Origin of the sequence: Candidatus Avoscillospira sp. LCP25S3_F1 (assembly GCF_052117125.1) — a bacterium.
GTDB lineage: Bacteria > Bacillota > Clostridia > Oscillospirales > Oscillospiraceae > Avoscillospira_A.
Genome location: NZ_JBQKJT010000003.1, coordinates 33,526 through 55,412 on the forward strand (window position 1 = coordinate 33,526; position 21,887 = coordinate 55,412).

Genomic DNA, 21,887 nt, shown 5'->3' on the forward strand with positions numbered 1-21,887 from the left:
TGGAAATCCCAAAAATAAAAGTTTTACTCGATTTTTAAAAAAATCGCAGGGTCCAGGGGCAGCGCCCCGGTCGCGCCGCGCACGGCGCGAAATACCCCAATCGTCCCCAGCGCCATCCGCAGATGGCGCAATCCTCGGCCATTGGCCATAGTTCCCTCCGCCGCCCCTGCGGGGTGGACGGTGGGAACCATATACCAGCAAAGAAACCGACATATTGGATACCCATAGGAAAAAGCCGCTGCGACACACGTCGCAGCGGCCCCATTTTTATGCTTGCAGCAGGTCCGCAACCAGCAGGAACAGGTCCCCATGAGTGAGTTTGGCGGGGATGTGTTCCGGGGCTTTACCCAGCTTGGCCGCCAAAAATTGCAGCAGCTCCTCGGCGGTTACCGGGTCCTCGGGGCGAATCCGGCCCTGGGACACCGAGAGACAGCCCTTTTGCTGGGCCAGCATCAGCGCTGCGGCATAGGGATGGGTGATCGTGCAGTCGTCAAAGGGCAGGCCGTGCTCTTTGCGCAGCAGCTGCACCCGCACCGGCACGCCGTCCCAGCCGAAGGCCATCATGGCCAATGCGCCCCGGGTCAGTACGGTGCTGGGCCGCAGGCTGTTGTCCCGGAAGGCCGGACACCAGCCGTGTTCCAGCAGGACCCGGGCCGCTGCCGCCCGCCGGTCGCTTTGGGGAACGTCCCGGAAGGGGGAACGCTCCAGCAGCTCCGATACGGTGACCACCTGATAGCCGTGCTGGGTCAGCAGTTCCAGCTGCTTGCCCAGACCGTCGGCCACCGGGGAACGGCGGGCCATGTTGTAACCGTCCTTCTGGAAAATGATCTGACCGCAGAAGTAGTCGGGGTTTTCCGCGAGCCTTTGGGCCACGGGCTTCCACATGGCCTCCACCTCGGCCTCGTAGGTGGCCAATGGAAGCCAACCGGCGCCGTCGTAGCTGGCGGCCATGTACTGGACCCCGGCCAACGCATAGGCATCATAGCTGTCGAATCCTCCGGCGATGCCGTCCACATAGTGGGGAGGACGCGACAGAGTCATGGTGTAGTTGTGGTGCTCTTTCAGATAGTGGTTGAGCCGCTTCACATCCTCCACCGCCGATTCCAGGTCCGGCAGGTGCTTGCGCTGGCCGTAGACAAGATTTTTCCGGCCAAAGAGAATATGGGAATAGGTGTGGTTGGTGATCTCGTGGCCGCCCTGCAATAGCCGGTCGATGAGCTCGGGACAGTGGACCGCGCCGCCGTCGGCGTCCTTGGCAAAGTCCGGGTAGTGGTCGTAGGCCACGCCGCCCCAGGTGGCAGAGCCGTGCTTGCCCTTGTGGTCCGGGTAGTTGTTGGAGGTGTCGCCCACTACGTCAAAGGAACCACGGGCGCCGTACTGTTCCAGTGTTTCCGCCAGCACCAGCGTCAAGGGCTTGCCGCCGTGGTTGTCGGGGTTGGCGGGCAGACGGCAGGGGCCGTCGTCAAAGGTCATGGCACAGAGCCGCTCGTTGAGGGCCACCTGCTCGATGCGGCGGACCGGAGACAGATAGACCGGCGTGCGGGCTCGCAGCTGGTCCTGGAAACGGTGCTTGGCCTTTTTGGCCAACCCGATGGATTTGGTCAGAAGAGACATGATGTTAATCCTCCTTTGGAGCGTGTACGAGATCGCGGAACAGGCACAGGATTTCATAGGCCAGGGCCTTGCCGGTTCGGAGAACGCCGCCCCGCTTCCGGGCCTTGGCCAGCTGGGAAAGTCCCTTTTCCCGATGGGTGGTGTGGCGGCGCAGGACCGGACGGCATCGGCCTGCGGCAATGGCTGCCTGGAGGGCAGACAGGGTTTTTGCCGGACAATCCACCTCGGTGTAACCGTTGCCCACCTCCTTACAGCCGTGGCTGTCGCTGCCGCCGACGGCGGGCAGGCCGTGGTTTACGGCCCATTGGCGGGCCTGGGCGTTGGCGTCGGGAACCTTGAAATTGGCCCGGGCGTTGACGCCCTCTACGGCGTCCAGTCCCGGCGGCAGCCGGGAACCGTCCACGCCGGGCTTCTGAAAGGGATGGGCCGCCACGGCCAAACCGCCGCAGCGGTGAATCTCTGCGACGGCCGCTTCTCCCGTGGGACGGCCGTCTTTGCAAAGTGCGTCAAACGCAATGGGGCGGTCCAGAAACAGGCCGGTGATATGGCCGGACCGGGTGGAAATCTCACAGGCGGGAATCAGCAGCACGCCGGCCAGCTCCGGCGGCAGCGGCGTACACTGGTCGTGGTCCGTAATGGCCAGGGCATCCAGTCCCGCCTGTTTGGCGGCGGCGGCCATGCGCTCCAGGCTGTGGCGGCCGTCAATACTGCGGTTCGTATGGACGTGAAGATCAACGCGCAACGTCATCGGTCACCTCCGCAGCAGGGAGCGGTAATAGAGCAGACCCGGCTTCACGTCGCCCCACTCCCACAGGCCGTCCTTGACGGCGGGGCGCAGCAGATCGCCCACGGTGCCCAACGCCCGGCCCCATTGGCCCCGCTTGGCATAGCCCACGGCGCTGCACAGGTCGGAGGCCGTAAAGTGCATCCGGCAGGGTTGCGGCTTGGGGATGGGGGGCAGGGACAGGGGCTTGTCCGGGTTGCCCGCGTTGTGGGCAAGAATGGCCCACAGCAAACTCATGCGGCTGCCGCTGCGCCGCGTCAGGGGATAGGTACCCCAGACCCGGGGATTGACCTCCAGCAGATAGGGCTTGCCATTGCTGTCCTCTTTAAACTCAAACATGGCAAGGCCGGTGTATTGGGTGGCTTCCACCATGGCGGCGGCCATGTCCACCAGCTGGGGGGCGTCGATGCAGTCGCAGCAGGCCGACGGTCCGCCGCTGACCGGGTATTCCCGGACCCGTCGGTGACACACGGCGGTGACCAGTTTCCCGTGGTCTGCCAGGACCGAACAGCCCAGGGCCCCGCCGGGCAGATACGTCTGCACCAGGGGCGGTTCTCCGGCCAGCTGCCGAAACCACTCATAGATGGGAACAAAGGACGTCATATCTCTGGCAATGGAATAGCGCTGGGACGCCGACAGGCCCAGCTTTTCCCCGCACAGGGGCTTGACCACCACCGGATAGGGCAGACGGGCGGCAAAGGTGGTGACGGCTTCGCCCTCCCGCTGCACATGGGCGGCAGGCACAGGCAACCCCAGGGACTGGGCCAGTTCCGCCACCCGGGCTTTGCTGTTGAAGTCATCCAGCTGCCGGGCCGTGGGAATCCACAGGCCGCAGACGGCGGCAAACCGCTGCCGCGTCTCCGTCTGGGCCAATGTGTTCAGTGTATCGGCGCCCACGGGCAGCAGGGCGGGTTTTTCTCCGTCTGCCGCTGCGGTCTGTTCGCACAGATGATACAGGCTGTCCAGCCAGGTTTCGGCGGGCAGCGTCACCGTCTCGTCGGCGGCGGTGCTGGAAAAACCCAGAGGAGCGGAAATGCCCTCCCGTTCGCAGCAGATCAGCCGGTGGCCGGCTTCGTGGAGGTCCCGCAGCACGGCCAGGGACATGCGGTAATGGACGTCGGTGACAATGACGGTCATGGGACCATCTCCTTTCGCGGAAAAATGCCGCACTCCGCACAGGGAGGACCCGGTGCGGAGCGGCAGACAATCATTCAGGGGTGGATGCGTCCTCATCCGGAGACGGCGCTGCCTCCATGACAGGGTTCTCGGATTCTACCGGGGCCGTGTCATCGGCAGAAGCCGGTTCCGGCCGGTCCTCATCGGCGGCAAAGGTAAATCCGCTGTCCTTTTCGGGAATGGGCCGGTCCTCCATGAGGGCCTCGAACTGGGCGCGGCTCATGGTATCGTGTTCCAGCAGGAAGTCGGCGACAGCCAGCAGCTTGGTCTCTTCGGCTTTGAGGATTTCTGTGCAGCGGGCGTAGGCCTTGTGCATGACAGCGGTGATCTCCTCGTCAATCTCCCCGGCGGTACGCTCGGAGTAACTGCGCTGCTTCTCATAGTCACGGCCCACAAAAATCTCGTTGCCGTCGGCAAAGGATACCGCGCCCAGGCGGCCGCTCATGCCGTAGCGGGCCACCATATCCCGGGCCATGGCCGTGGCCCGCTGGAGATCGTTGGATGCGCCGGTGGAGATGTCGTCCAGATACAGTTCCTCGGCCACACGGCCGCCCAGGAACGCGACGATATCCTCATACATCTCATTGCGGGAGGCGTAGCTGCGGTCCTCCTTGGGCAGGCTGATGGTCATGCCGCCGGCGCCGCCCCGGGGGATAATGGTGATCTGATGGACCGGGTCTGCCGTGGGCAGACGGTACATGGCCACGGCGTGGCCCGCCTCGTGGACGGCGGTGAGCCGCCGTTCCTGCTCGCTGATGACGCGGCTGCGCTTTTCGGGACCGGCGATGACCTTCATCATGGCCTCTTCCAGATCGGGCATGATGATGACCTTCCGGTTTTTCCGGGCGGCCAGCAGCGCCGCCTCGTTGAGGAGGTTGGCCAGGTCCGCGCCGGTGAAGCCGGAGGTGGCGCGGGAAATCACGCCCAGGTCCACCGTGTCGGCCAGGGGCTTATCCTTGGCATGGACTTTCAAAATGGCTTCGCGGCCATGGGCATCGGGTGCGCCCACATAGATCTGCCGATCAAAGCGGCCGGGACGCAGCAACGCCGGGTCCAGAATGTCCTGGCGGTTGGTGGCCGCCATGACGATGACGCCCTCGTTTTTGCCGAAGCCGTCCATTTCCACCAGCAGCTGGTTCAGCGTCTGTTCCCGCTCGTCGTGACCGCCGCCCATGCCTGCGCCTCTGCGGCGGCCCACGGCGTCGATTTCGTCAATGAAGATGATGGACGGGGCCAGCTTCTTGGCCTGATCGAACAAATCCCGGACGCGGCTGGCGCCGACGCCCACATACAGCTCCACGAAGTCGGAGCCGGAAATGGACAGAAACTGGACGTTAGCCTCACCGGCCACGGCCCGGGCCAGCAGCGTTTTACCGGTACCGGGAGGGCCCACCAGAAGCACGCCCTTGGGAATCCGTGCGCCCAGGGCAGAGAAGCGCTTGGGGTCCCTGAGGAATTCCACCAACTCCTGAAGCTCGGCCTTTTCCTCGTCGGCGCCGGCCACATCGTCAAAGGTGACCGGTGCGTTCTTGTCGGTACCGATGCGGGTGTTGGCCCGGCCAAAGCGGGCCATGCCGCCGCCACCGCCGCCGTTGGCCCGGTTCATCATAAAGAACCAGACCACAATAAACAGGATACCCAGCAGCAGGTACGGCAGAATGGTGACGATCCAGGGCAGCTCCGTGGCGGGCTCGTACTGGTATTCCAGCAAAATGCCGTCGGCCTGCTGCTGATGAATCAGAGCGCCCAAATCGTTGTAGAAAATACTCAGGCTACCCAAGTCGTGCTGGACCGTTTCACTGCCCTCATAGGGCTGGTACAGCTGTAGGGTGAGCACCCCGTCCTGAATGGTAAAGGACTTGACCTGCTCTTCCTCAAAGAGGGCCACCACCTGGGAGTAGTTTTTGATCTCCGGCGGGCCGGGGGGCTGGAGCAGGGTGGACAGGGAGGCAAAGAAGATGACCAGAATCAGGGCGTAGAACAGGAACGCCACCGGCTTGAACTGTCTTTTCAATGTGTTTTCTCCTTGTGATCGAACAAAATGGCATTAGTCCTCGTAGACCGAGGGCTTCAGCACGCCCACATAGGGCAGATTGCGGTAGTAGTCGTCGTAATCCAGGCCGTAGCCCACCACAAAGGCGTTGGGAATGGTAAACGCCACATAATCGGCCTTGATATCCACCGTGCGGCCTGCGGGCTTGTCAAGGAAGGTGCAGATTTTCAGGGAAGCGGGGCCCCGCTGACGCAGCAGGTCGCAGACATAGGACAGCGTCCGGCCCGAATCGAGGATATCCTCCAGAATGACCACATGGCGGCCGGCAATGTCGTGGTCAATGTCCTTGCGGAAGGTCAGCTTTCCCGTGGACTGGGTGCCGCCTTCAAAGGAGGTCACCGACATAAAATCCCACTGGCAGGGGATGGGAATGCAGTGGGCCATTTCGGCGAAAAAGGGGACGACGCCTTTGAGGACGCCCACAAAAATGGGCTTTTTCCCGGCATAGTCACGGCTCAGCTCCTGGCCCAGCTCCGCCAGACGGGTATGGATTTCCGCTTCCGATACGAGCACACGCTCAATATCCTGGGACATGTCAAAGGGATGAATCATAGTATCTGCACCTCTCCTTCTTTTGTATACAGGTGAATGGTGTAACAGCGCTGTCCCGGCCGGGGCAGAAAGGCCGGGTCCGCGCCCACGCCCCAGACGGCGACGACGCGGCCATCCACTTCCAGAACGGGGATGCCGTCGCGCAGGGGGGCGGGAATTTTTTTGTCAATGAGCAAGGCTTTCACCGATTTGGTGCCGCCGGAATGGTGCAGCCGGTCGCCGGGGCGGCGGCTTCGCACCAAGGGCGGCGCGTCCAGCACCAGATGCAGCCCCGGTCCAGGGACGTAAGGGTGTGGACCGTCGCAGCGGAGGGTCCGGCCATCGGGAAACGGCAGAACGCCGCCCAGGGGCAGCGGGGCTGGGTCCAATGGGACCGACACCGGAACTGTCGTACAGAGCAGATCATACTGCCGCCGCAGCGTCACGCTTGGTAGATCGAGAGAGGATGACGGCCCGGCAGTCAGCAGGGCTTCCACCGCTTCCAAATGGCGCAGAGACAGGTTATTTGCACCGGCCTCTTCCAACAGTTGCCGCAAAGCCCGCAGCCGCAGGGGACGGGGGGCTTCCAACAAGGGAGCAACCTGCCAGCCTTCGGCAGAGGCGGCGGTCTGCAATAGCCTATGCGCCAGGTCTTCCAGCAATGCTTCATCCTCCCGCAACAGCAGGGACGTGGACAAGGCCGCGCGGCTCACCGCCGGATTTTCCCGGTACAGGGCCGGAATCACATCCAGCCGCAGCCGGTTGCGGCCGCAGAGGGGCGCGGTGTTGGTGCCGTCCTCCACATGGGGCAGATGATATTCCGCCAGATAGTCGAGAATCTCCTGCCGGTTGGCGCACAGCAGGGGACGGATGATATTGTCCCGTCGGGGAGGAATGCCGCCCAGGCCCCGTAAAGCGCTGCCCCGGGTCAGATGGAGCAGCAGCGTCTCCAGATTGTCGTCGCTGTGGTGGGCCGTGGCGATGGTTTCCGACGAACCGAAAAAGTCATAGCGGACCCTTCGGGCCGCCGTCTCTACGCCGGTGCCCCACTGCTGCGCCAGAGCCGACACGTCGGCTCCGCCGCAGCGGAGGGGCACGTTCCAGGAGGCGCACAGGTCCCGGCAAAAGGTTTCATCCCGGTCTGATTCCGCCCCCCGCAGATGGTGGTTGAAATGGGCGGCGGAGACGGTCAGGGACAGGGGCAGATGCAGCAGTACATGCAGCAATGCCACCGAGTCAGCCCCGCCGGACAGGGCCACGGTGACGGCATCGCCAGGGGCCAGAAGCCGCTGGGTCCGGCACCAATCCAATACCTTATCCGTCAGCATGTTTCCACTCCCGGTCGGCAAAGGAGGTGTACTGGGGCAGCCACTGGAGCTTGACGGTGCCGGTTTCGCCGTGGCGGTTCTTGGCCACGATGCACTCGGCCACGTTTTTCTCCTCGGAATTTTCGTTGTAGTAGTCGTCGCGGTACAGGAACAAGACTTCGTCGGCGTCCTGCTCGATGGCGCCGGATTCGCGCAGGTCCGACAACATGGGCCGCTTGTCGGCGCGGCTTTCATTGGCGCGGGACAACTGGCTCAGGCAGATGACGGGGACATTCAATTCCTTGGCCATGATCTTCAAGGCGCGGGAGATCTCCGACACAATCTGTACACGGTTGTCGCTGGCTCGCTGGGGACCACCGGCGGAGGTCATCAACTGCAAGTAGTCAATGAGCACCAGGCCCAGATTGTCGATGCGGCGGCATTTGGCGTTCATCTCCGCCACGGTGATGGAGGGATTGTCGTCCACGCGGATATCCGTCTGGCTCAGGGCTGTGGCGGCGATGCCCAGCTTGGTCCACTCCTCGTCGGACAGCTGGCCCGTCACCAGACTTTGATTGTCCACGAAGCTCTCCGTGGCCATCAGGCGCATGACCAGCTGTTCCCGGGACATTTCCAGGGAGAAAAAGGCCACGGTGCGGTCGGAATATTTTTTCGCCACATTGAGGGCGATGTTCAAGGCGATGGAGGTTTTACCCATACCGGGACGGGCGGCGATCAGCAGCAGGTCCGTCTTGTTGAGACCGTTGATCTTCTTGTCCAGGTCCCGGAAGCCCGTGGAAAGGCCCGGGATGTCGCTGCCGGACAGGGCCAGCTCATTGAGCCGGTCGTAGACCTTCAACAGCACGGTGCCAATATGCTCCAGGCTTTCGCTGCCCCGGCCTTTCCGCAGTGCGAAAATTTTCTTTTCGGCGGCTTCCAGAATGTCCTGGGCCGTACCCACGCCTTCATAGACGGTCTGGGTAATCTCGCCGGCAGCGGTGGCCACATTGCGCAGCAGCGCCTTGTCCCGGACGATCTCCGCGTACTGCATGACATTGGCAGCCGTGGGGGTGATCTCCATCAGCTGCATGATGTAGGGGACCGACGTTTTTTCGTCGTAGACGCCCCGCTCTTTCAGCTTATCCAGCACGGTCACCGGGTCGATGACCTGGGAGAAGTTAAACATGGAGTAGATGGTCTCAAAAATGATCCGGTTCTGCTCCTGATAGAAATCCTCGGGCCGCAGCGCGCTGATAACCTCGGCCACACAGCGGCTGTCGATGAGGATGGAGCCCAATACGGCCTGCTCCGCTTCCAGAGAATGGGGCATTTGCCGCCCTAACAGTTCATCCATATTGGGACTCCTTTCCTTACAATGTTAGGCTTCCACCACCTTGGCGGTGATTTCGCCGGTGATTTCGTGGCCCAGCTTGCACTTCATGGTGTAGGTGCCGAAGGCCTTGATGGGCTCGTCCAGAACAATCTTGCGCTTGTCGATGGCGATGTTGTGCTGGGCCTTGAGGGCGTCGGAGACTTCGGCGGAGGTGACGGAGCCGAAGAGACGGCCGCTGCCGCCCTTGGCGGGTACGGTGACAATGATCTCCCGCAGCTTCTTGGAAATCTCCATGGCCTCGGCCCGTTCTTTGGCAGCCTTTTCGGCGGCGGCCTTGTCGTTCATCCGCATGGTGTTCAGGTTGTCGGCGTTGGCTTCCACCGCCAGCTTGCGGGGCAGGAGGAAGTTGCGGGCGTAACCGTCGGAGGCCTCAATGCACTGGCCCTTCTTGCCCTTGCCCTTGACGTCCTGTAAAAGAATGACTTTCATAGTTTGATACTCCTTATTTTCCGTAGTCCCGGAGGACAACTGTATTGGTACGTTAGTGGTCCTGCCCGTTGGACAGCCCCGCGGCAATGCGCAGGACCGCCGCCACCGGCAGGAGAAAGTATCCCGGCACACCGCCCGGCGTCAGGCCACCGATGGCCGGGGAACAACCGGCTTCCGCCGGGTACAGAAGACCCGGCAGCGTCCGGTTTCAATTGGTTTTCATACGATTTGGTACGTATCTACTGATCTTCTAAATGATTTGTTTGAGAAGAATCGTCTGGAGGCGGCTGCTCCTCCTCGACGGTATATCCGGAAAAACCGGTGCCGAAACAGATGACGGCCACAATGGGCAGCGCATACCCGCCCAAGATTCCGAACAGAACGCTGCCCCGACCAAATAACAAGCACCAAATAGCGGATACGCCAAGAAAGATGCCCAGAAGCATCCATTTCAAATCACGCTTCATACCATTATTCCTCAAAGTATTTGTCAATGGACGCAATCAACTCATGGAGCACGGTGTTCATATCCTTGCCGGTGATCTGACAGCCTGCCGTGGCCGCGTTGCCGCCGCCGCCCAGGGGCTCCAGAATCATCTGCACATTGGTGTCACCGATGGAGCGGGCCGACATGATGACCCGGTCCCCGTCGGGGTAGAGGACGAAAGAGGTATTGATACCGGCGATGTTCAAAAGCTCGTCGGAGGCCTGGGCCGCAATGGTGCGGCTGGCCGTGTAATCCAGGGCGGCAATGGCGATATCGCCCCGGTAGAGCCGGGCCCGCTGGATGATCTGATAGCGCTGCAACGTGTCTTTCAGATTGTTCTGGAACAGTTTCTTTACGTCCACCGTATCCGCGCCGGTGCGCCGCAGGAAGGCGGCGGCTTCAAAGGTCCGGGCGCCGGTGCGTACAGAAAAGTTCTTGGTGTCCAGTACAATACCGGCCAGCAGGGCCTGGGCTTCACCGGGCAGAATGTCCTTGGAATCGATGGCGTATTGCAGCAGTTCCGTCACCAGTTCCGAGGCGGAAGAAGCGTACGTCTCGTGGAGGTTCAGCACCACCTGCTCAATGTAGTCGGCAGCCCGGCGATGGTGGTCGATGACGGCCACACGGGGAATGGACTCCAGCAGGGGCTTCGATTCCACCTGATCGGGCCGGTTGGTGTCCACCACGATCAGCAGACTCCGGGAGTCGGCCAGCAGCATGGCGTCGTCCGGCGTCATAAAGGCGTCGGCGTACTCCGGCAGCTGTTCCAGCTGGGCAATGAGCTCCTTGGCGGCATTGACCTGCCGGTCAATGACAATGTGGGGCTGCTTGCCCTTTTTGCGGCACAGGCACACCACACCGGCGGCGGCGCCCACGGAGTCAATGTCGGCGTTTTTGTGGCCCATGACAAAGACCTCGCTGGACTGAGCGATCAATTCCGAGAGGGAATTGGCAATGACGCGGGATTTGACCTTGGTGCGCCGTTCCGTCTCTTTGGTCTTGCCACCGTAGAACGTAAAGTTGTACCGGTCCTTAATGACGGCCTGATCGCCGCCGCGGCTCAGAGACATCTCAATGCTCAACGAGGCAAAGCTGTAATTCTCGGCAAACGTCGCGCCGTCCTTGCCGAAGCCCAGAGACAGCGTGGCGGCAATGCCCGAGGGATTTACCACTTCCCGGATGGATTCCAGAATAGAGAACTTGCTCTCTACAAATTTTGGTAGGTCCTTGGCCTCAAAGAGGAACAGATACCGGTTGCGCTCCAGTTTCCGCAAAAGACCGTCCACGCCGTCGGTCCAGGCCGACAGACGGTTGTCGATGGCGGCGTTGATGGAGGACACCACGCCGTCGGGCAGATTGCTGACCAATTCGTCGTAGTTGTCCACCAACAGAATGGATACGATGGGACGGGAACGGATATACTCGTCCCGGACCTGCAACAGCTCCGTCATGTCCACCAGATAGATGGTGGCCAAAAACAGGGAGGGGTCGTACTGATCGGAGTGAATCTGACTGCCCAATACCCGATAGCGGCGATTGCCTAGAGTATAGTCGCCGGGGCACTCGGGCTTGCCCTCGGCCAGCCAGCGGATGGAAAGTTTGGGCAGCACCGTCTCCAGCTTGGGGCTGAAGGTGGAGGGTTTGAGGCCCGTCAATTGGTTGAAATGGTCGTTGGACCAGAACACCTCGTTGTTGGCAATGGACACAATGGCCATGGGCAGGGGCAGTTCATCCCGCAGGGCCGTGTCCAGAGAGGCGGTGGTGGACTGAATGTACCGGAGAATTTCCTTTTTCTTCCGAGTCGTGGAAATCCGGAACAACACCAGCATGATCACTGTCACCGCCAGCTCCACACCGGCCAACACATACTGGCCCATAATCGCTGCCACGCCGGACAGGAGCAGCAAAACCACAAAATAGAGGGGGGCGCCGGGCACCAGAAACCGCCGAAACGGGTTGTTCACAAGCCTTCACACCTTTCTCTTCCGGGGGATCATCCGCACAGGGTACAGATAGATTGTATTATAGCAAAAATCCTAGTAAAACTCAATGGAAACTGTCTGAAAATCCATGGGATTTTCCGGGCGGACGGAGACGGTTCCGGAGCGTCGGAGAAAAATGTGTATACTTTTCCCCCCTGTTGTGGTATACTGTATCATACGGATCGCTTTTGCAGCGACATGGATTGTGCGTTATGCGCCCCAACGGCGCATTTCAATAGAGACTGTACTTTTTTATGAATACGGCGCGGCATGGAAACAGGCGGGCGTCCGGTGACGGAGAAACGGGGCCGATTACCGGGATGAACGGGTGTCTTGGTTTTTGTGCGCTTTTTTGCCGTAATTCTTGGGCTACAGTCGCTGATTTGCGAAAAAACGCAAGCCGGTTTTCACCGGTTTTACCACCGACGCCTGCCGGTACAAGCCGCCGGAGGCGTGATTTTAAAGGAGAAGTGATTATCATTGGCTGAAAAACTGAAAATTATGAGTCTGGGCGGTCTCAACGAGATCGGCAAGAATATGACCGTGCTGGAATATGGCCGCGACATCATCATTGTGGACTGCGGCGTGGGCTTTCCCGAGGGCGACATGTACGGCGTGGATCTGGTGATCCCCGATGTGACGTACCTCATCAAGAACCAGAACAAAATCCGCGGCATTTTCCTGACCCATGGCCACGAGGACCACATCGGTTCCCTGCCCTATGTGCTCCAGCAGATCAAGGCCCCGGTCCACGGCACCCGCCTGACCCTGGGCCTGGTGAAGCTGAAGCTGGAGGAGCACAAGATTCTCGACAAGTGCAAGCTCATCACCCACGAGGCCGGGGAGACCGTCAAGGCCGGCAACTTCCAGGTGGAGTTCATCCACGTCAACCACTCCATTGCCGATGCCGTGGCCTTCGCCATCAAGACGCCCATCGGCACTGTGGTCATGACCGGCGACTTCAAAATCGACCCCACCGCCGAGGACGGCATGATCGATCTGGGCCGGTTCGGCCAGCTGGGCCGGGAAGGCGTTCTGGCGCTGCTCTGCGACTCCACCAACGTGGAACGGGGCGGCTACACCGCCAACGAAAAGGTGGTTACCGAGAGCTTCGACCGGCTGTTCAAGAACTGCGATCAGAGAATCATCGTCTCTACCTTTGCCTCCAACGCCTACCGGCTCCAGTCCCTCATCACCGTGGCCCACAAGTACGGCAGAAAAATTGCCTTTTCCGGCCGCAGTATGGAGAACATCCTCAAGGTGTCCACGGAGTTGGGCTATATGAAGCTGCCCCCCAAGACGGTGGTGGACATCAACCAGATCAAATCTATCCCCAAGGAAAAGCTGGTCATTGTGGCCACCGGCTCCCAGGGCGAGGATATGTCGGCCCTCTATCGTATGGCCTACGCCTCCCACCGGCAGGTGGAGATTCAGCCCGGCGACCGGGTCATTCTGTCGGCTTCCGCCATCCCCGGCAACGAAAAGGCCATCGGCAACATTATCAATGAACTGTACCGCAAAGGCGCCGATGTGGTCTGCGACAAGCTTTCTGAGGTCCATGTGTCCGGCCACGCCTGCCAGGAGGAATTGAAGATTATCCACGGCCTGCTGAAGCCCCGGTTCTTTATCCCTGTCCACGGTGAACAACGCCATCTGCGCATCCACGCCAAACTGGCGGTCAACGCCATGGGCATGGACCCCCGCCATGTCATCATTTCCGATCTGGGCCGCGTCATTGAGCTGACGGGCCGCTCCTGCAAGCTGACGGGCACCGTCCCCGCCGGTAAGGTCCTGGTGGACGGCAGCGGCGTGGGCGACGTGGGCAGCGTGGTCCTCCGCGACCGTAAGCATCTGGCCCAGGACGGCATGCTGGTGGTGGTGGTGAACCTCAGCGCCGAGGACGGCTCCATCCTGTCCGGCCCCGATATCATCACCCGCGGCTTTATCTACGTGAAGGAGTCCGAGGAGCTGATGGACAATCTCCGGGAGATCACCCTGGGAGCCCTGGAAAAGTGCCGCAACCGGCAGGCCCGCGACTGGGCCGCCATCAAATCGGCCATCAAGTCCGACTTGTCCCATTATCTGTTCAAGACCACCAAGCGCAATCCGATGATTCTTCCCGTCATTATGGAACTCTGAGAACCTGTTGGCCGGGCCTGCGATACAGGCCCGGCCATTTTTGCACCTTCTGGGCGGCCAACGCATAGAATGGACCATCTTTTCAAGAATGAGGTGACCGCCATGGAACCAGATACTCCCTTGCAATGCTCCGGCGGCTGTGCCAACTGCCCCAGAATGGGACAGTGCGGCGTTGCCGCATCCCAACCGGTGGAGCCGACGGCCTCCACAGCGCCGCCGTCGGACAATACCGCCTTGGAAACGTTTCTCAAAGAAAATCCCAGTCGCGGCGTCCTGCGGGTCCAGGCCTTCCGGGGCAATCAGGCCATCCCGGTGCAGGGCGTCGACATCACCGTCAGCCGGCAGCTGAGTGACGGGACAGACCACGTTTTTTACACCGGCACCACCGACGAAAGCGGTCTGGTGGATGCCATCGCCCTGCCCGCCCCGGAGTTGCAGCAGTCGGTGGAGCCGGGCGAACCCCATCCGGACGCGGCCTATCAGCTGGTGGCCCGCCATCCGGAATTTGAACCGGTCACGGCCACGGTCAATATTTTTCCGGGCATTAAAACGGTGCAGCCGGTCCAGTTGCAGCTGCGGGGGGAGTGAGCCATGTCTACGCCTGTGATCCCCGAGACCATCACGGTCCATCTCGGCTTACCCAACGACAAAACAGCGCCCAACGTGCGGGTCCCCTTTGTGGACTACATAAAAAATGTGGCATCCAGCGAGATTTACCCCACCTGGCCGGATGCGGCCCTGCGGGCCAACATTCTGGCGCAGATCTCCTTTGCATTGAACCGGGTCTATACGGAGTGGTACCGAAGCCGGGGGTATGATTTCGACATCACCTCCACCACCCAGTATGACCAGAAATACATCCAAGGCCGGGAGATCTTTGAAAATATCGGCCAGATTGTCGATGAGATTTTCAACGACTACGTGGTGAGGCAGGGGACCGTGCAGCCCCTGTTCACCCAGTATTGCAACGGTACCACCGTCACCTGCGACGGCCTGAGCCAGTGGGGCACCGTGGATTTGGCGGAACAGGGACTGGTGCCCTATGAAATTTTGCAGCAGTTTTATGGCGACGATATCGGCATTGTCCGGGACGCCCCCACGGGGCCGAATCTGCCGTCGTATCCCGGCAAGGCGCTGCGGTTGGGCGATGTGGGCGAGGAGGTGCGGACCATTCAGCGGCAGCTGAACCGCATCGCCCGGAACTATCCGGCCCTGGGCCAGGACCTGCCGCTCAATGGTATTTTCAGCGCCGCCACCGAAGAGATGGTGAAGAAATTTCAGCAGATTTTCAATCTCCAGGTGGACGGCGTTGTGGGCAAGGCCACCTGGTATCAGATCAAGGCCATCTACAATGCCGTCAAGGGATTGGGGGAATTGACCGGCGAGGGTCTCACCATCGACGAGATCGACCGGATTTTCTCCAAGGTCCTGCGCCGGGGCGACACCGGCGATCCCGTGCGGACCATACAATATTATCTGTCGGTGCTGGCGTTCTTTGACGACACCTTGCCGCAGATCGTCATTGACGGTATTTTTGGCGAGGCCACGGAACAGGCCGTCCGCACGTTCCAGCAGCAGCAGGGATTGACTGTGGACGGCATCGTGGGCCGGAACACCTGGGATGCCCTGACCAAGGCCTACAATCAGCTGCGCGCGTCCCTGCCGGAACAATATCTCAACGCTTCCGACGAGATCTATCCAGGCAAATTTTTGACGCCGGGCCAGGAGGGACCGGAGGTGGCCAGCTTGCAGCGGCTGCTGCGGCGGGCCGCCCTCAATGTGACCTTTATCCCGGCGGTGACGGAAAACGGCGTCTATGACGCCGCCACCGAGGCCGCCGTCAAATCGGTGCAGGAACGGACGGATCTGGAGGTGACGGGCATTACAGGTCCTCTGACCTGGGCGGCCATTGCCGCCATTGCCCAGGGGCTATAAGCCCCCAACAGCAACAAGCCCACCGGCCGCCGCCGGTGGGCTTGTATGGTGGTGACACTTAGCCGCTCTGCCGGGAAACCAGCTGCCAGGGAATCACCTGGGACTGGCAGGGCTGGCCCTGCATCAGCCGCATCAGCAGATCGGCGGCCATGTGTCCGGCGTTCTGCTGGCCATGGGACAGAGAGGTGACGGGAACCGGGGAAATGTCGCAGTAGGGGCTGTCGTCAAAGCTGACCACAGCCAGGTCCTCCGGTACCCGGACGCCCCGTTTCAGCAGCATGGAGATCAGCCGTGCCGCAATTTCGTCGTTGTAACAGACCAGCGCCGTACAGTGCTTGAATGTATTGGTGATGTACTGACAGTATTGGTCGTCGTTGAGCAGCCGTTCCCGGTGCTCGGTGTTGTACCAAAAAATATGACGGTCCTCCAGAGGCAGGCCCAAGTCCCGCATGGCCTCCACATAACCGGCGTACCGCTCCACGCCCTGCATATCATCGTTTTTAAAGAACCCACCGATGGCGGTGTGGCCCTTTTTGTGGAGGTATTCCACCAGCTGGCGGCCGCCGCCCCGGTTGTCATCCATGACGGACACGGCGCTTTCCTTCAATTCCTGATAGACGCCGTGCATAAAGACCAGGGGAACGCCCTGCCGGCGCAGCTGCTCGTACAGGTCCAGATTGGGAGAGGGCAGGCCGGTCTTGGTGCCCTCCACCAGAATGCCGTCGGGCAGATCGCCCTCCAGCAGCGTCTGTAAGATCCGGCGCTCATTGCCGATGTGGTTTTGCGTGGCGAAGAGGGTGGGGGCGCCGTTGTTGGCGGCCAGCACCGTTTCAATCTCCCGCAGAATATTGGGGAAAATATAGTTGCTGATATAGGTGGTGACGACGGCCACGGTTCGCCGGGGGCTGGCTGCCGGGCTGGGGTTGGCCAGAATGTGGGAACCGCTGCCCTGCCGCCGTTCAATGAGTCCCTCACTGACCAGCAGGCTCAGGGCCTGCCGTACGGTCTGACGGCTCATGTGGAATTGTGCACAGAGTTCGTATTCCGTAGGCAGCAGCATGGTGTCCCGATAGCGGCCGCTGCGAATTTCCTCCCGCAGCGTACCGGCCACCAACTGATATTTTGGTTGCATAGGCTCGGATTCTCCTTGTTGGTATATCCGTGCTGCCGGATGCGGCGGCACACGGACGTGCTCCATTCTGTGACCAAGCATATCACACTTGTAGTATGATGGCAAGAAAAATAATATTTGTACCATACAATAAGGTCGAAACTGGAAATGAACTGGGAGAGGTTATGGAAGAACACCGTCGGAACCGCCGGAAATCCTGCGAGAGAGACCGTACAAATTTATTTTAAAGCGAACAAAATACAGTCCAAATTTACCGACTGTGCACTATGACCAAACAGAAAAAACAGACAAAATTGAAAAAATGTTGCAATAACTTTTAAAAAACTGTTAACAGGCCAAGTTTTTTTTAAAAAATCGGAAGAATTGCTTTTCTAAAGCAAAGTGTCAAAATTTTTGTATTGTTACAAACTGAGAAACATAAAATTGTCCGTACCTCTTATTGACATTTGCAAGGAAAAGCGTATACTAAGAACCATCAAACGGCCGGATGCATCGGGGGTGACTACCCGAAAGAGCCGCCGGCCAATCATGAAATGGAGGAAAATTCATCATGAAGAAATTTGTTGCTCTGCTTCTTGCTCTGATGATGGTACTTGCCATGGGCGCTTGCAGCTCCAACGGCACCACCACCGAGACCCCCAACGACACCGCCGCTACGGATGACGCAGCTACCACTGACGACGCTGCCACCACCGATGACGCTGCCACGGAGGACACCGGCGCTGCCGATGGCGAGCTGATCAAGGTTGGCTTCGCTCAGGTTGGCCACGAGTCCGACTGGCGTACTGCTTCCACCAAGTCCGCTCAGGACGTCTTCACCGCTGAGAACGGCTATGAGCTGTCCTTCGTCGACTGCGACAACGATTCCGCTGTGCAGCTGGACGCCGTCCGTAACTTCATCCAGCAGGGTATGGACTACATCATCATCGACCCCATCGTTGCCACCGGCTGGGACACCGTTCTGACCGAGTGTGAGGACGAGGGCATTCCCGTCATCGTCATCGACCGTACCGTCGACGACTCCGACAAGTACGTTTCCTGGGTCGGCTCCAACTTCAAGACTGAGGGCCTGGCCTGCGGCGAGTGGCTGAAGGCCTACGCTGCCGCACAGGGCATCACCGAGATCAACGCTCTGGTCATCGAGGGTTCCACCGGCGCTTCCGCTACCATCGGCCGTACCGAGGGCTTCAAGGAAATCGCTGACCGCGAGGGCTGGACCATTCTCGACTCCCAGAACGGTGACTTCACCGAGGCCGGCGGCCAGGAAGTCATGGAGTCCTACTGCCAGAGCTACAAGGGCCAGTTCAACGTTGTGATCTGCCAGAACGATAACGAGGCTTACGGCGCTATGACCGCCATGGATCAGGCCGGTGTCACCTACGGTGTCGGCGGCGACGTCATTCTGGTTTCCTTCGACGCCAACAAGGCTGCCCTGCAGCTGGTGCTGGACGGCAAGATCAACGCCAACTTCGAGTGCAACCCCATGGCTGCTCCCGACGTAGACGCCATCATCAAGCAGCTGGAGGCCGGCGAGACCCCCGAGAAGGAAGTCTACATGAACGAGTCCTGGTTTGTTGCTGAGGACGTGGCCGGTGAGACCATCACCGTCGACGGTCAGGAGCAGGCTCTGGTTCTGATGACCCAGGAGGTCCTGGACGCTCGCCCCTACTAATTCTTTCAAATATCCCTAAATCGTGTTATACCCAGGGGAGGAACCCGGCGTTTCCCGGGGTCCTCCCCTTCAAATTTTGTAGAGGTGATCCGTTTTGGAAAACAACATTGTTTTGACCGCCCGCGGGATCTGTATGACCTTCCCCGGCGTCAAGGCCCTGGACAATGTGGACTTTACCCTACGCAAGGGTGAAATCCATGCCCTCATGGGTGAAAATGGCGCCGGTAAGTCCACCCTCATCAAGTGCCTCACCGGCATCAACGATTTTGAGGCCGGCGAGATCCGCGTGGACGGCGTGGACGGCCCGGTAAAGAACCGCTCTACTCTGGACGCCCAGCGGGTCGGTATCTCTACCGTGTATCAGGAAGTCAATCTCTGTCCCAACCTCAGCGTTGCTGAAAACCTGTACATCGGCCGCGAGCCCATGACAGCGCTCCATACCATCAATCGCCGGGCCATGTTCAAGCGGGCCGACGAGCTGGTAAAACGTCTCGACATCCATGTGGATATCACCCAAAACCTGGAAAATTACTCTCTAGCTATCCAACAGATGATTGCCATCGCCCGCGCGGTGGACATGAACTGCAAGGTGCTGATTCTCGACGAGCCCACCTCCTCCCTGGATGACGGCGAGGTGGAGAAGCTCTTTAATATGATGCGCACCCTCAAGGAGCAGGGAGTTGGTATAGTATTTGTCACCCACTTTCTGGAGCAGGTCTACGCCGTCTGCGACCGGATTACGGTTCTGCGCAACGGTACGCTGGTGGGTGAGTATCCCATCGCCGACCTGCCCCGTCTGGAACTGGTCTCCGCCATGATGGGCAAGGACTTCGACGATCTGGTGGACATCCGTCCCGAGGGATACAACGACCGCACCTTCGACCAGCCGGAAATCGAGGCCCGGGGCATGAGCCACCGGGGTACCATCAAGCCCTTCGATCTGGATATCCGCAAAGGCGAGGTCGTGGGTCTCACCGGTCTGCTGGGTTCCGGCCGCAGTGAGTTGGCCCGCGTCATCTACGGCGCCGACAAGAACCAGACCGGCACCTTGAAGGTGGGCGGCAAGGAAGTCAAGATCAACCAGCCCATCGACGCCATGAACCTGGGCATGGGCCTGCTGCCCGACGACCGCAAGGCCGAGGGCATCATCGGTGATCTGTCCGTCCGGGAGAACATTATCCTGGCCATGCAGGCCAAGCGCGGTATGTTCCGTCTGATCCCCCGGGCCAAGCAGGAGGAAATCGCCGATCACTACATCCAGCTGCTGCAAATCAAGACCGCCAGCCGCGAGACGCCCATCAAGCAGCTGTCCGGCGGCAACCAGCAGAAGGCCATTCTGGGCCGCTGGCTGGCCACCGACCCCGATTTCCTGATTCTGGACGAGCCCACCCGCGGCATCGACGTGGGCACCAAGACGGAAATCCAGAAGCTCATTATCAAACTGGCCCAGGAGGGCAAGAGCATCCTGTTCATCTCCTCGGAAATCGAGGAAATGATCCGTACCTGTAACCGGATGGCCGTCCTCCGCGACGGCGCCAAGGTCGGCGAGCTGGACGGCGAGCTGACGCAGGAGCGCGTGATGAAAGCCATTGCAGGAGGTAGCAAAGTTTGAAACAAAGCGATAGCCGAAGCAGAAGGAAAAAGGGCGCAAAAACACAGCCGCAGGGACTGCGGGAAAAAACGATATGGAAGAGGGTCTCAACCTGACTCGACGGCCAGTTCGTCCTTGAAAATATAGCCCCGCTTGCGAAGTAGAGCCAGGCCCTCCGCCTTGGAAATAACAACGGAATGCTCCGTCAGCTTGTCGGCAAGATAACCCTTTGCGGAATAAGGCTCCAGCTTGGACAGGACGTTCCAGATAGCGGTCAGAAGCATCCGGCATACAGCGATAATCGCTTTCTTGTGCCCACGGCGGGCTTTGATTCTGCGGTAGCGTTCCCTGCATTCAGGGTGCCTGTCGGATTTTATGACGGCATTTGCTATTTGAACCAGCAGAGGCTTCAAATAGCAGCCAGCTCTGGAGATTCGTGTGGACTTCACTTTCTTATTGCTCTGGTCATTTCGAGGACAGCATCCAGCCCAGGAAGCCAGGTGCTTTGCAGAGGGAAATACCGACATATCAACGCCGATCTCGGAGATAAGGGCCACAGCCGTCAGCGGAGCGGCGGCAAAGCCAGGAACCGTGCGGATCAATTCCAACTGGTAAGGATAGGGCTCAGCAAGCCGGAGGATTTCAGCTTCGATACGCTCCCTGTGCGCATTCAGTTGGTCGATGTGCAGCAGGCATTCCTTGAGTTTGGCTGCCTGTTCACGGGATACCACCCCGTCCACAGCAGCTTGGATTTCCTCAACAGGATGCTTGCAGCGCCGGTGGATAAACGGAGTCACATCAAACTGCTCACCAGGATGCTCCAAAATGTACTGGATAATGGAGCGTGAGGATTTTCCAAACACGTCAGAAAACACATCATCCAGCTTCAGATTGGAAACGGTGAGGCAGTTTTGGGCGCGGTTCTTCTCTCCGGTCAGCATATTGGTGAGCTTCACACGGTAGCGCATCAGGTCACGGAGCTGGCGGATGTCCGGCGGTGGGATAAAGCTGGGCTTGACCATGCCGCACATATACAGGTCGCAGATCCACTTGGCGTCCTTGCGGTCGGTTTTGTTGCCCTTCTGCGGTTTCGTGTATTTCGGGTGCGCCAAGGTGACCCAACAGGTCTTTTCAAGGATATTGAATACAGGAATCCAGTATTTCCCTGTGGATTCCATGCAGACATCCGAGCAGGAGTATTTCGCAAGCCAGTCAGCCAGATCCCTCAGTCCGTTGGAAAACGAGGAAAAGCGAGCCTGCTTGTACTCTGTCCGGCCATTGGAATCCGTGATACCGATACAGGCAAATATCCAGGTTTTGTGAATGTCCAGTCCACAGCAGTTTTTGCGGAGAATTTTGAAAGCCATTTGCCTCCCTCCAGACACAGTGTTTGGGGAGGTTCGGCAGGGACTGGCCACCCGGCAAAATCGAGTCGATTTGAAAGAGATAAGTTTACGGGCTGCTGTCATGCGCCATTCGTTGATGCCTTAACGGGTGGCCGAACCATATAGAAATGCGGGGTTGCCGTTATACAGCCCCGCCACTCACCTCCACGGTCTCTGTAGTATACCGAGCACTCCCGTGAACAGTATAGCAAACATCAATTTCAGGCGAAAGCACCTGCGTTTCATAACCCCGTCGGTGCCTTTCGCAGAAAGGCGG

At 59.7% G+C, this 21,887-nt stretch carries 18 protein-coding genes; 5 read left to right on the forward strand and 13 right to left on the reverse strand.

Annotation, left to right across the window (positions count from 1 at the left end):
* Positions 1–23: 23 nt before the first annotated feature.
* From ACTQ33_RS03150 to ACTQ33_RS03200, 11 genes are all read right to left on the reverse strand, one after another.
* Positions 24–149 (reverse strand): hypothetical protein, encoded by a 126-nt coding sequence (locus tag ACTQ33_RS03150; protein WP_441462107.1) that lies wholly within the window; start codon positions 147–149, stop codon positions 24–26.
* 118 nt (positions 150–267) lie between these two features.
* Positions 268–1,614, reverse strand: a complete 1,347-nt coding sequence (locus tag ACTQ33_RS03155) for a polysaccharide deacetylase family protein (RefSeq protein WP_441462109.1) — start codon at positions 1,612–1,614, stop codon at positions 268–270.
* 4 nt (positions 1,615–1,618) lie between these two features.
* Positions 1,619–2,362, reverse strand: coding sequence for a CehA/McbA family metallohydrolase (locus ACTQ33_RS03160; protein WP_441462111.1), 744 nt, complete (start codon positions 2,360–2,362; stop codon positions 1,619–1,621).
* Positions 2,363–2,365: 3 nt separating this feature from the next.
* The gene (locus ACTQ33_RS03165; RefSeq protein WP_441462113.1) at positions 2,366–3,535 is read right to left on the reverse strand and encodes a carboxylate--amine ligase; all 1,170 of its coding nucleotides are present in this window, start codon (positions 3,533–3,535) and stop codon (positions 2,366–2,368) included.
* A gap of 70 nt (positions 3,536–3,605) precedes the next feature.
* Positions 3,606–5,588: an ATP-dependent zinc metalloprotease FtsH gene (gene ftsH / locus ACTQ33_RS03170; RefSeq protein WP_441462115.1), complete on the reverse strand. Its 1,983-nt coding sequence runs from the start codon at positions 5,586–5,588 to the stop codon at positions 3,606–3,608.
* A gap of 33 nt (positions 5,589–5,621) precedes the next feature.
* The gene (gene hpt, locus ACTQ33_RS03175) at positions 5,622–6,179 is read right to left on the reverse strand and encodes a hypoxanthine phosphoribosyltransferase (protein ID WP_441462117.1); all 558 of its coding nucleotides are present in this window, start codon (positions 6,177–6,179) and stop codon (positions 5,622–5,624) included.
* Positions 6,176–7,486, reverse strand: a complete 1,311-nt coding sequence (tilS, locus tag ACTQ33_RS03180; RefSeq protein WP_441462119.1) for a tRNA lysidine(34) synthetase TilS — start codon at positions 7,484–7,486, stop codon at positions 6,176–6,178. The genes hpt and tilS overlap by 4 nt, the downstream gene beginning before the upstream one ends.
* Entirely contained in the window at positions 7,473–8,819 is a 1,347-nt protein-coding gene (gene dnaB, locus ACTQ33_RS03185) for a replicative DNA helicase (RefSeq protein WP_441462120.1), read from the reverse strand. The genes tilS and dnaB overlap by 14 nt, the downstream gene beginning before the upstream one ends.
* A 24-nt stretch (positions 8,820–8,843) precedes the next feature.
* The gene (gene rplI, locus ACTQ33_RS03190; protein ID WP_441462122.1) at positions 8,844–9,287 is read right to left on the reverse strand and encodes a 50S ribosomal protein L9; all 444 of its coding nucleotides are present in this window, start codon (positions 9,285–9,287) and stop codon (positions 8,844–8,846) included.
* 239 nt (positions 9,288–9,526) lie between these two features.
* Positions 9,527–9,754: a hypothetical protein gene (locus ACTQ33_RS03195; protein WP_441462124.1), complete on the reverse strand. Its 228-nt coding sequence runs from the start codon at positions 9,752–9,754 to the stop codon at positions 9,527–9,529.
* A gap of 4 nt (positions 9,755–9,758) precedes the next feature.
* Complete coding sequence (locus tag ACTQ33_RS03200) at positions 9,759–11,738, reverse strand: DHH family phosphoesterase (protein ID WP_441462126.1); 1,980 nt, start codon at positions 11,736–11,738, stop codon at positions 9,759–9,761.
* Between the two features lie 519 nt (positions 11,739–12,257).
* Here ACTQ33_RS03200 and ACTQ33_RS03205 point away from each other — a divergent pair.
* The 3 genes from ACTQ33_RS03205 (at position 12,258) to ACTQ33_RS03215 (ending at position 15,830) form a co-directional block, all read left to right on the forward strand.
* Positions 12,258–13,895, forward strand: coding sequence for a ribonuclease J (locus tag ACTQ33_RS03205; protein ID WP_441462465.1), 1,638 nt, complete (start codon positions 12,258–12,260; stop codon positions 13,893–13,895).
* A gap of 102 nt (positions 13,896–13,997) precedes the next feature.
* On the forward strand, positions 13,998–14,483 hold the full coding sequence (locus ACTQ33_RS03210; protein WP_441462127.1) for a hypothetical protein: 486 nt from the start codon (positions 13,998–14,000) through the stop codon (positions 14,481–14,483).
* A gap of 3 nt (positions 14,484–14,486) precedes the next feature.
* Positions 14,487–15,830: a peptidoglycan-binding protein gene (locus ACTQ33_RS03215; protein WP_441462129.1), complete on the forward strand. Its 1,344-nt coding sequence runs from the start codon at positions 14,487–14,489 to the stop codon at positions 15,828–15,830.
* Between the two features lie 58 nt (positions 15,831–15,888).
* Here the strand turns inward: ACTQ33_RS03215 and ACTQ33_RS03220 are convergent, their stop codons facing one another.
* Entirely contained in the window at positions 15,889–16,962 is a 1,074-nt protein-coding gene (locus ACTQ33_RS03220) for a GntR family transcriptional regulator (protein WP_441462131.1), read from the reverse strand.
* A gap of 550 nt (positions 16,963–17,512) precedes the next feature.
* Here ACTQ33_RS03220 and ACTQ33_RS03225 point away from each other — a divergent pair.
* Together ACTQ33_RS03225 and ACTQ33_RS03230 are read left to right on the forward strand one after the other, a co-directional pair.
* Positions 17,513–18,634, forward strand: a complete 1,122-nt coding sequence (locus ACTQ33_RS03225; RefSeq protein ID WP_441462133.1) for an ABC transporter substrate-binding protein — start codon at positions 17,513–17,515, stop codon at positions 18,632–18,634.
* A gap of 94 nt (positions 18,635–18,728) precedes the next feature.
* Positions 18,729–20,246 carry a sugar ABC transporter ATP-binding protein gene (locus tag ACTQ33_RS03230; RefSeq protein WP_441462135.1) on the forward strand — a complete coding sequence of 506 codons (1,518 nt, stop codon included), beginning with the start codon at positions 18,729–18,731 and terminating at the stop codon, positions 20,244–20,246.
* Positions 20,247–20,332: 86 nt separating this feature from the next.
* On the opposite strand, the gene ACTQ33_RS03235 is transcribed toward ACTQ33_RS03230, so the two are convergent.
* Positions 20,333–21,592, reverse strand: coding sequence for an IS110 family transposase (locus ACTQ33_RS03235; RefSeq protein ID WP_009261187.1), 1,260 nt, complete (start codon positions 21,590–21,592; stop codon positions 20,333–20,335).
* Positions 21,593–21,887: the final 295 nt, after the last annotated feature.

Coding starts and splice junctions, on each gene's coding strand:
- ACTQ33_RS03210 (WP_441462127.1), top strand. CDS start 13,998: ATGGAACCAGATACTCCCTTGCAATGCTCCGGCGGCTGTGCCAACTGC.
- dnaB (WP_441462120.1), bottom strand. CDS start 8,819: ATGGATGAACTGTTAGGGCGGCAAATGCCCCATTCTCTGGAAGCGGAG.
- ACTQ33_RS03160 (WP_441462111.1), bottom strand. CDS start 2,362: ATGACGTTGCGCGTTGATCTTCACGTCCATACGAACCGCAGTATTGAC.
- ACTQ33_RS03155 (WP_441462109.1), bottom strand. CDS start 1,614: ATGTCTCTTCTGACCAAATCCATCGGGTTGGCCAAAAAGGCCAAGCAC.
- rplI (WP_441462122.1), bottom strand. CDS start 9,287: ATGAAAGTCATTCTTTTACAGGACGTCAAGGGCAAGGGCAAGAAGGGC.
- ACTQ33_RS03150 (WP_441462107.1), bottom strand. CDS start 149: ATGGCCAATGGCCGAGGATTGCGCCATCTGCGGATGGCGCTGGGGACG.
- ACTQ33_RS03195 (WP_441462124.1), bottom strand. CDS start 9,754: ATGAAGCGTGATTTGAAATGGATGCTTCTGGGCATCTTTCTTGGCGTA.
- tilS (WP_441462119.1), bottom strand. CDS start 7,486: ATGCTGACGGATAAGGTATTGGATTGGTGCCGGACCCAGCGGCTTCTG.
- hpt (WP_441462117.1), bottom strand. CDS start 6,179: ATGATTCATCCCTTTGACATGTCCCAGGATATTGAGCGTGTGCTCGTA.
- ACTQ33_RS03220 (WP_441462131.1), bottom strand. CDS start 16,962: ATGCAACCAAAATATCAGTTGGTGGCCGGTACGCTGCGGGAGGAAATT.
- ACTQ33_RS03165 (WP_441462113.1), bottom strand. CDS start 3,535: ATGACCGTCATTGTCACCGACGTCCATTACCGCATGTCCCTGGCCGTG.
- ACTQ33_RS03225 (WP_441462133.1), top strand. CDS start 17,513: ATGAAGAAATTTGTTGCTCTGCTTCTTGCTCTGATGATGGTACTTGCC.
- ACTQ33_RS03235 (WP_009261187.1), bottom strand. CDS start 21,592: ATGGCTTTCAAAATTCTCCGCAAAAACTGCTGTGGACTGGACATTCAC.
- ACTQ33_RS03205 (WP_441462465.1), top strand. CDS start 12,258: ATGAGTCTGGGCGGTCTCAACGAGATCGGCAAGAATATGACCGTGCTG.
- ACTQ33_RS03215 (WP_441462129.1), top strand. CDS start 14,487: ATGTCTACGCCTGTGATCCCCGAGACCATCACGGTCCATCTCGGCTTA.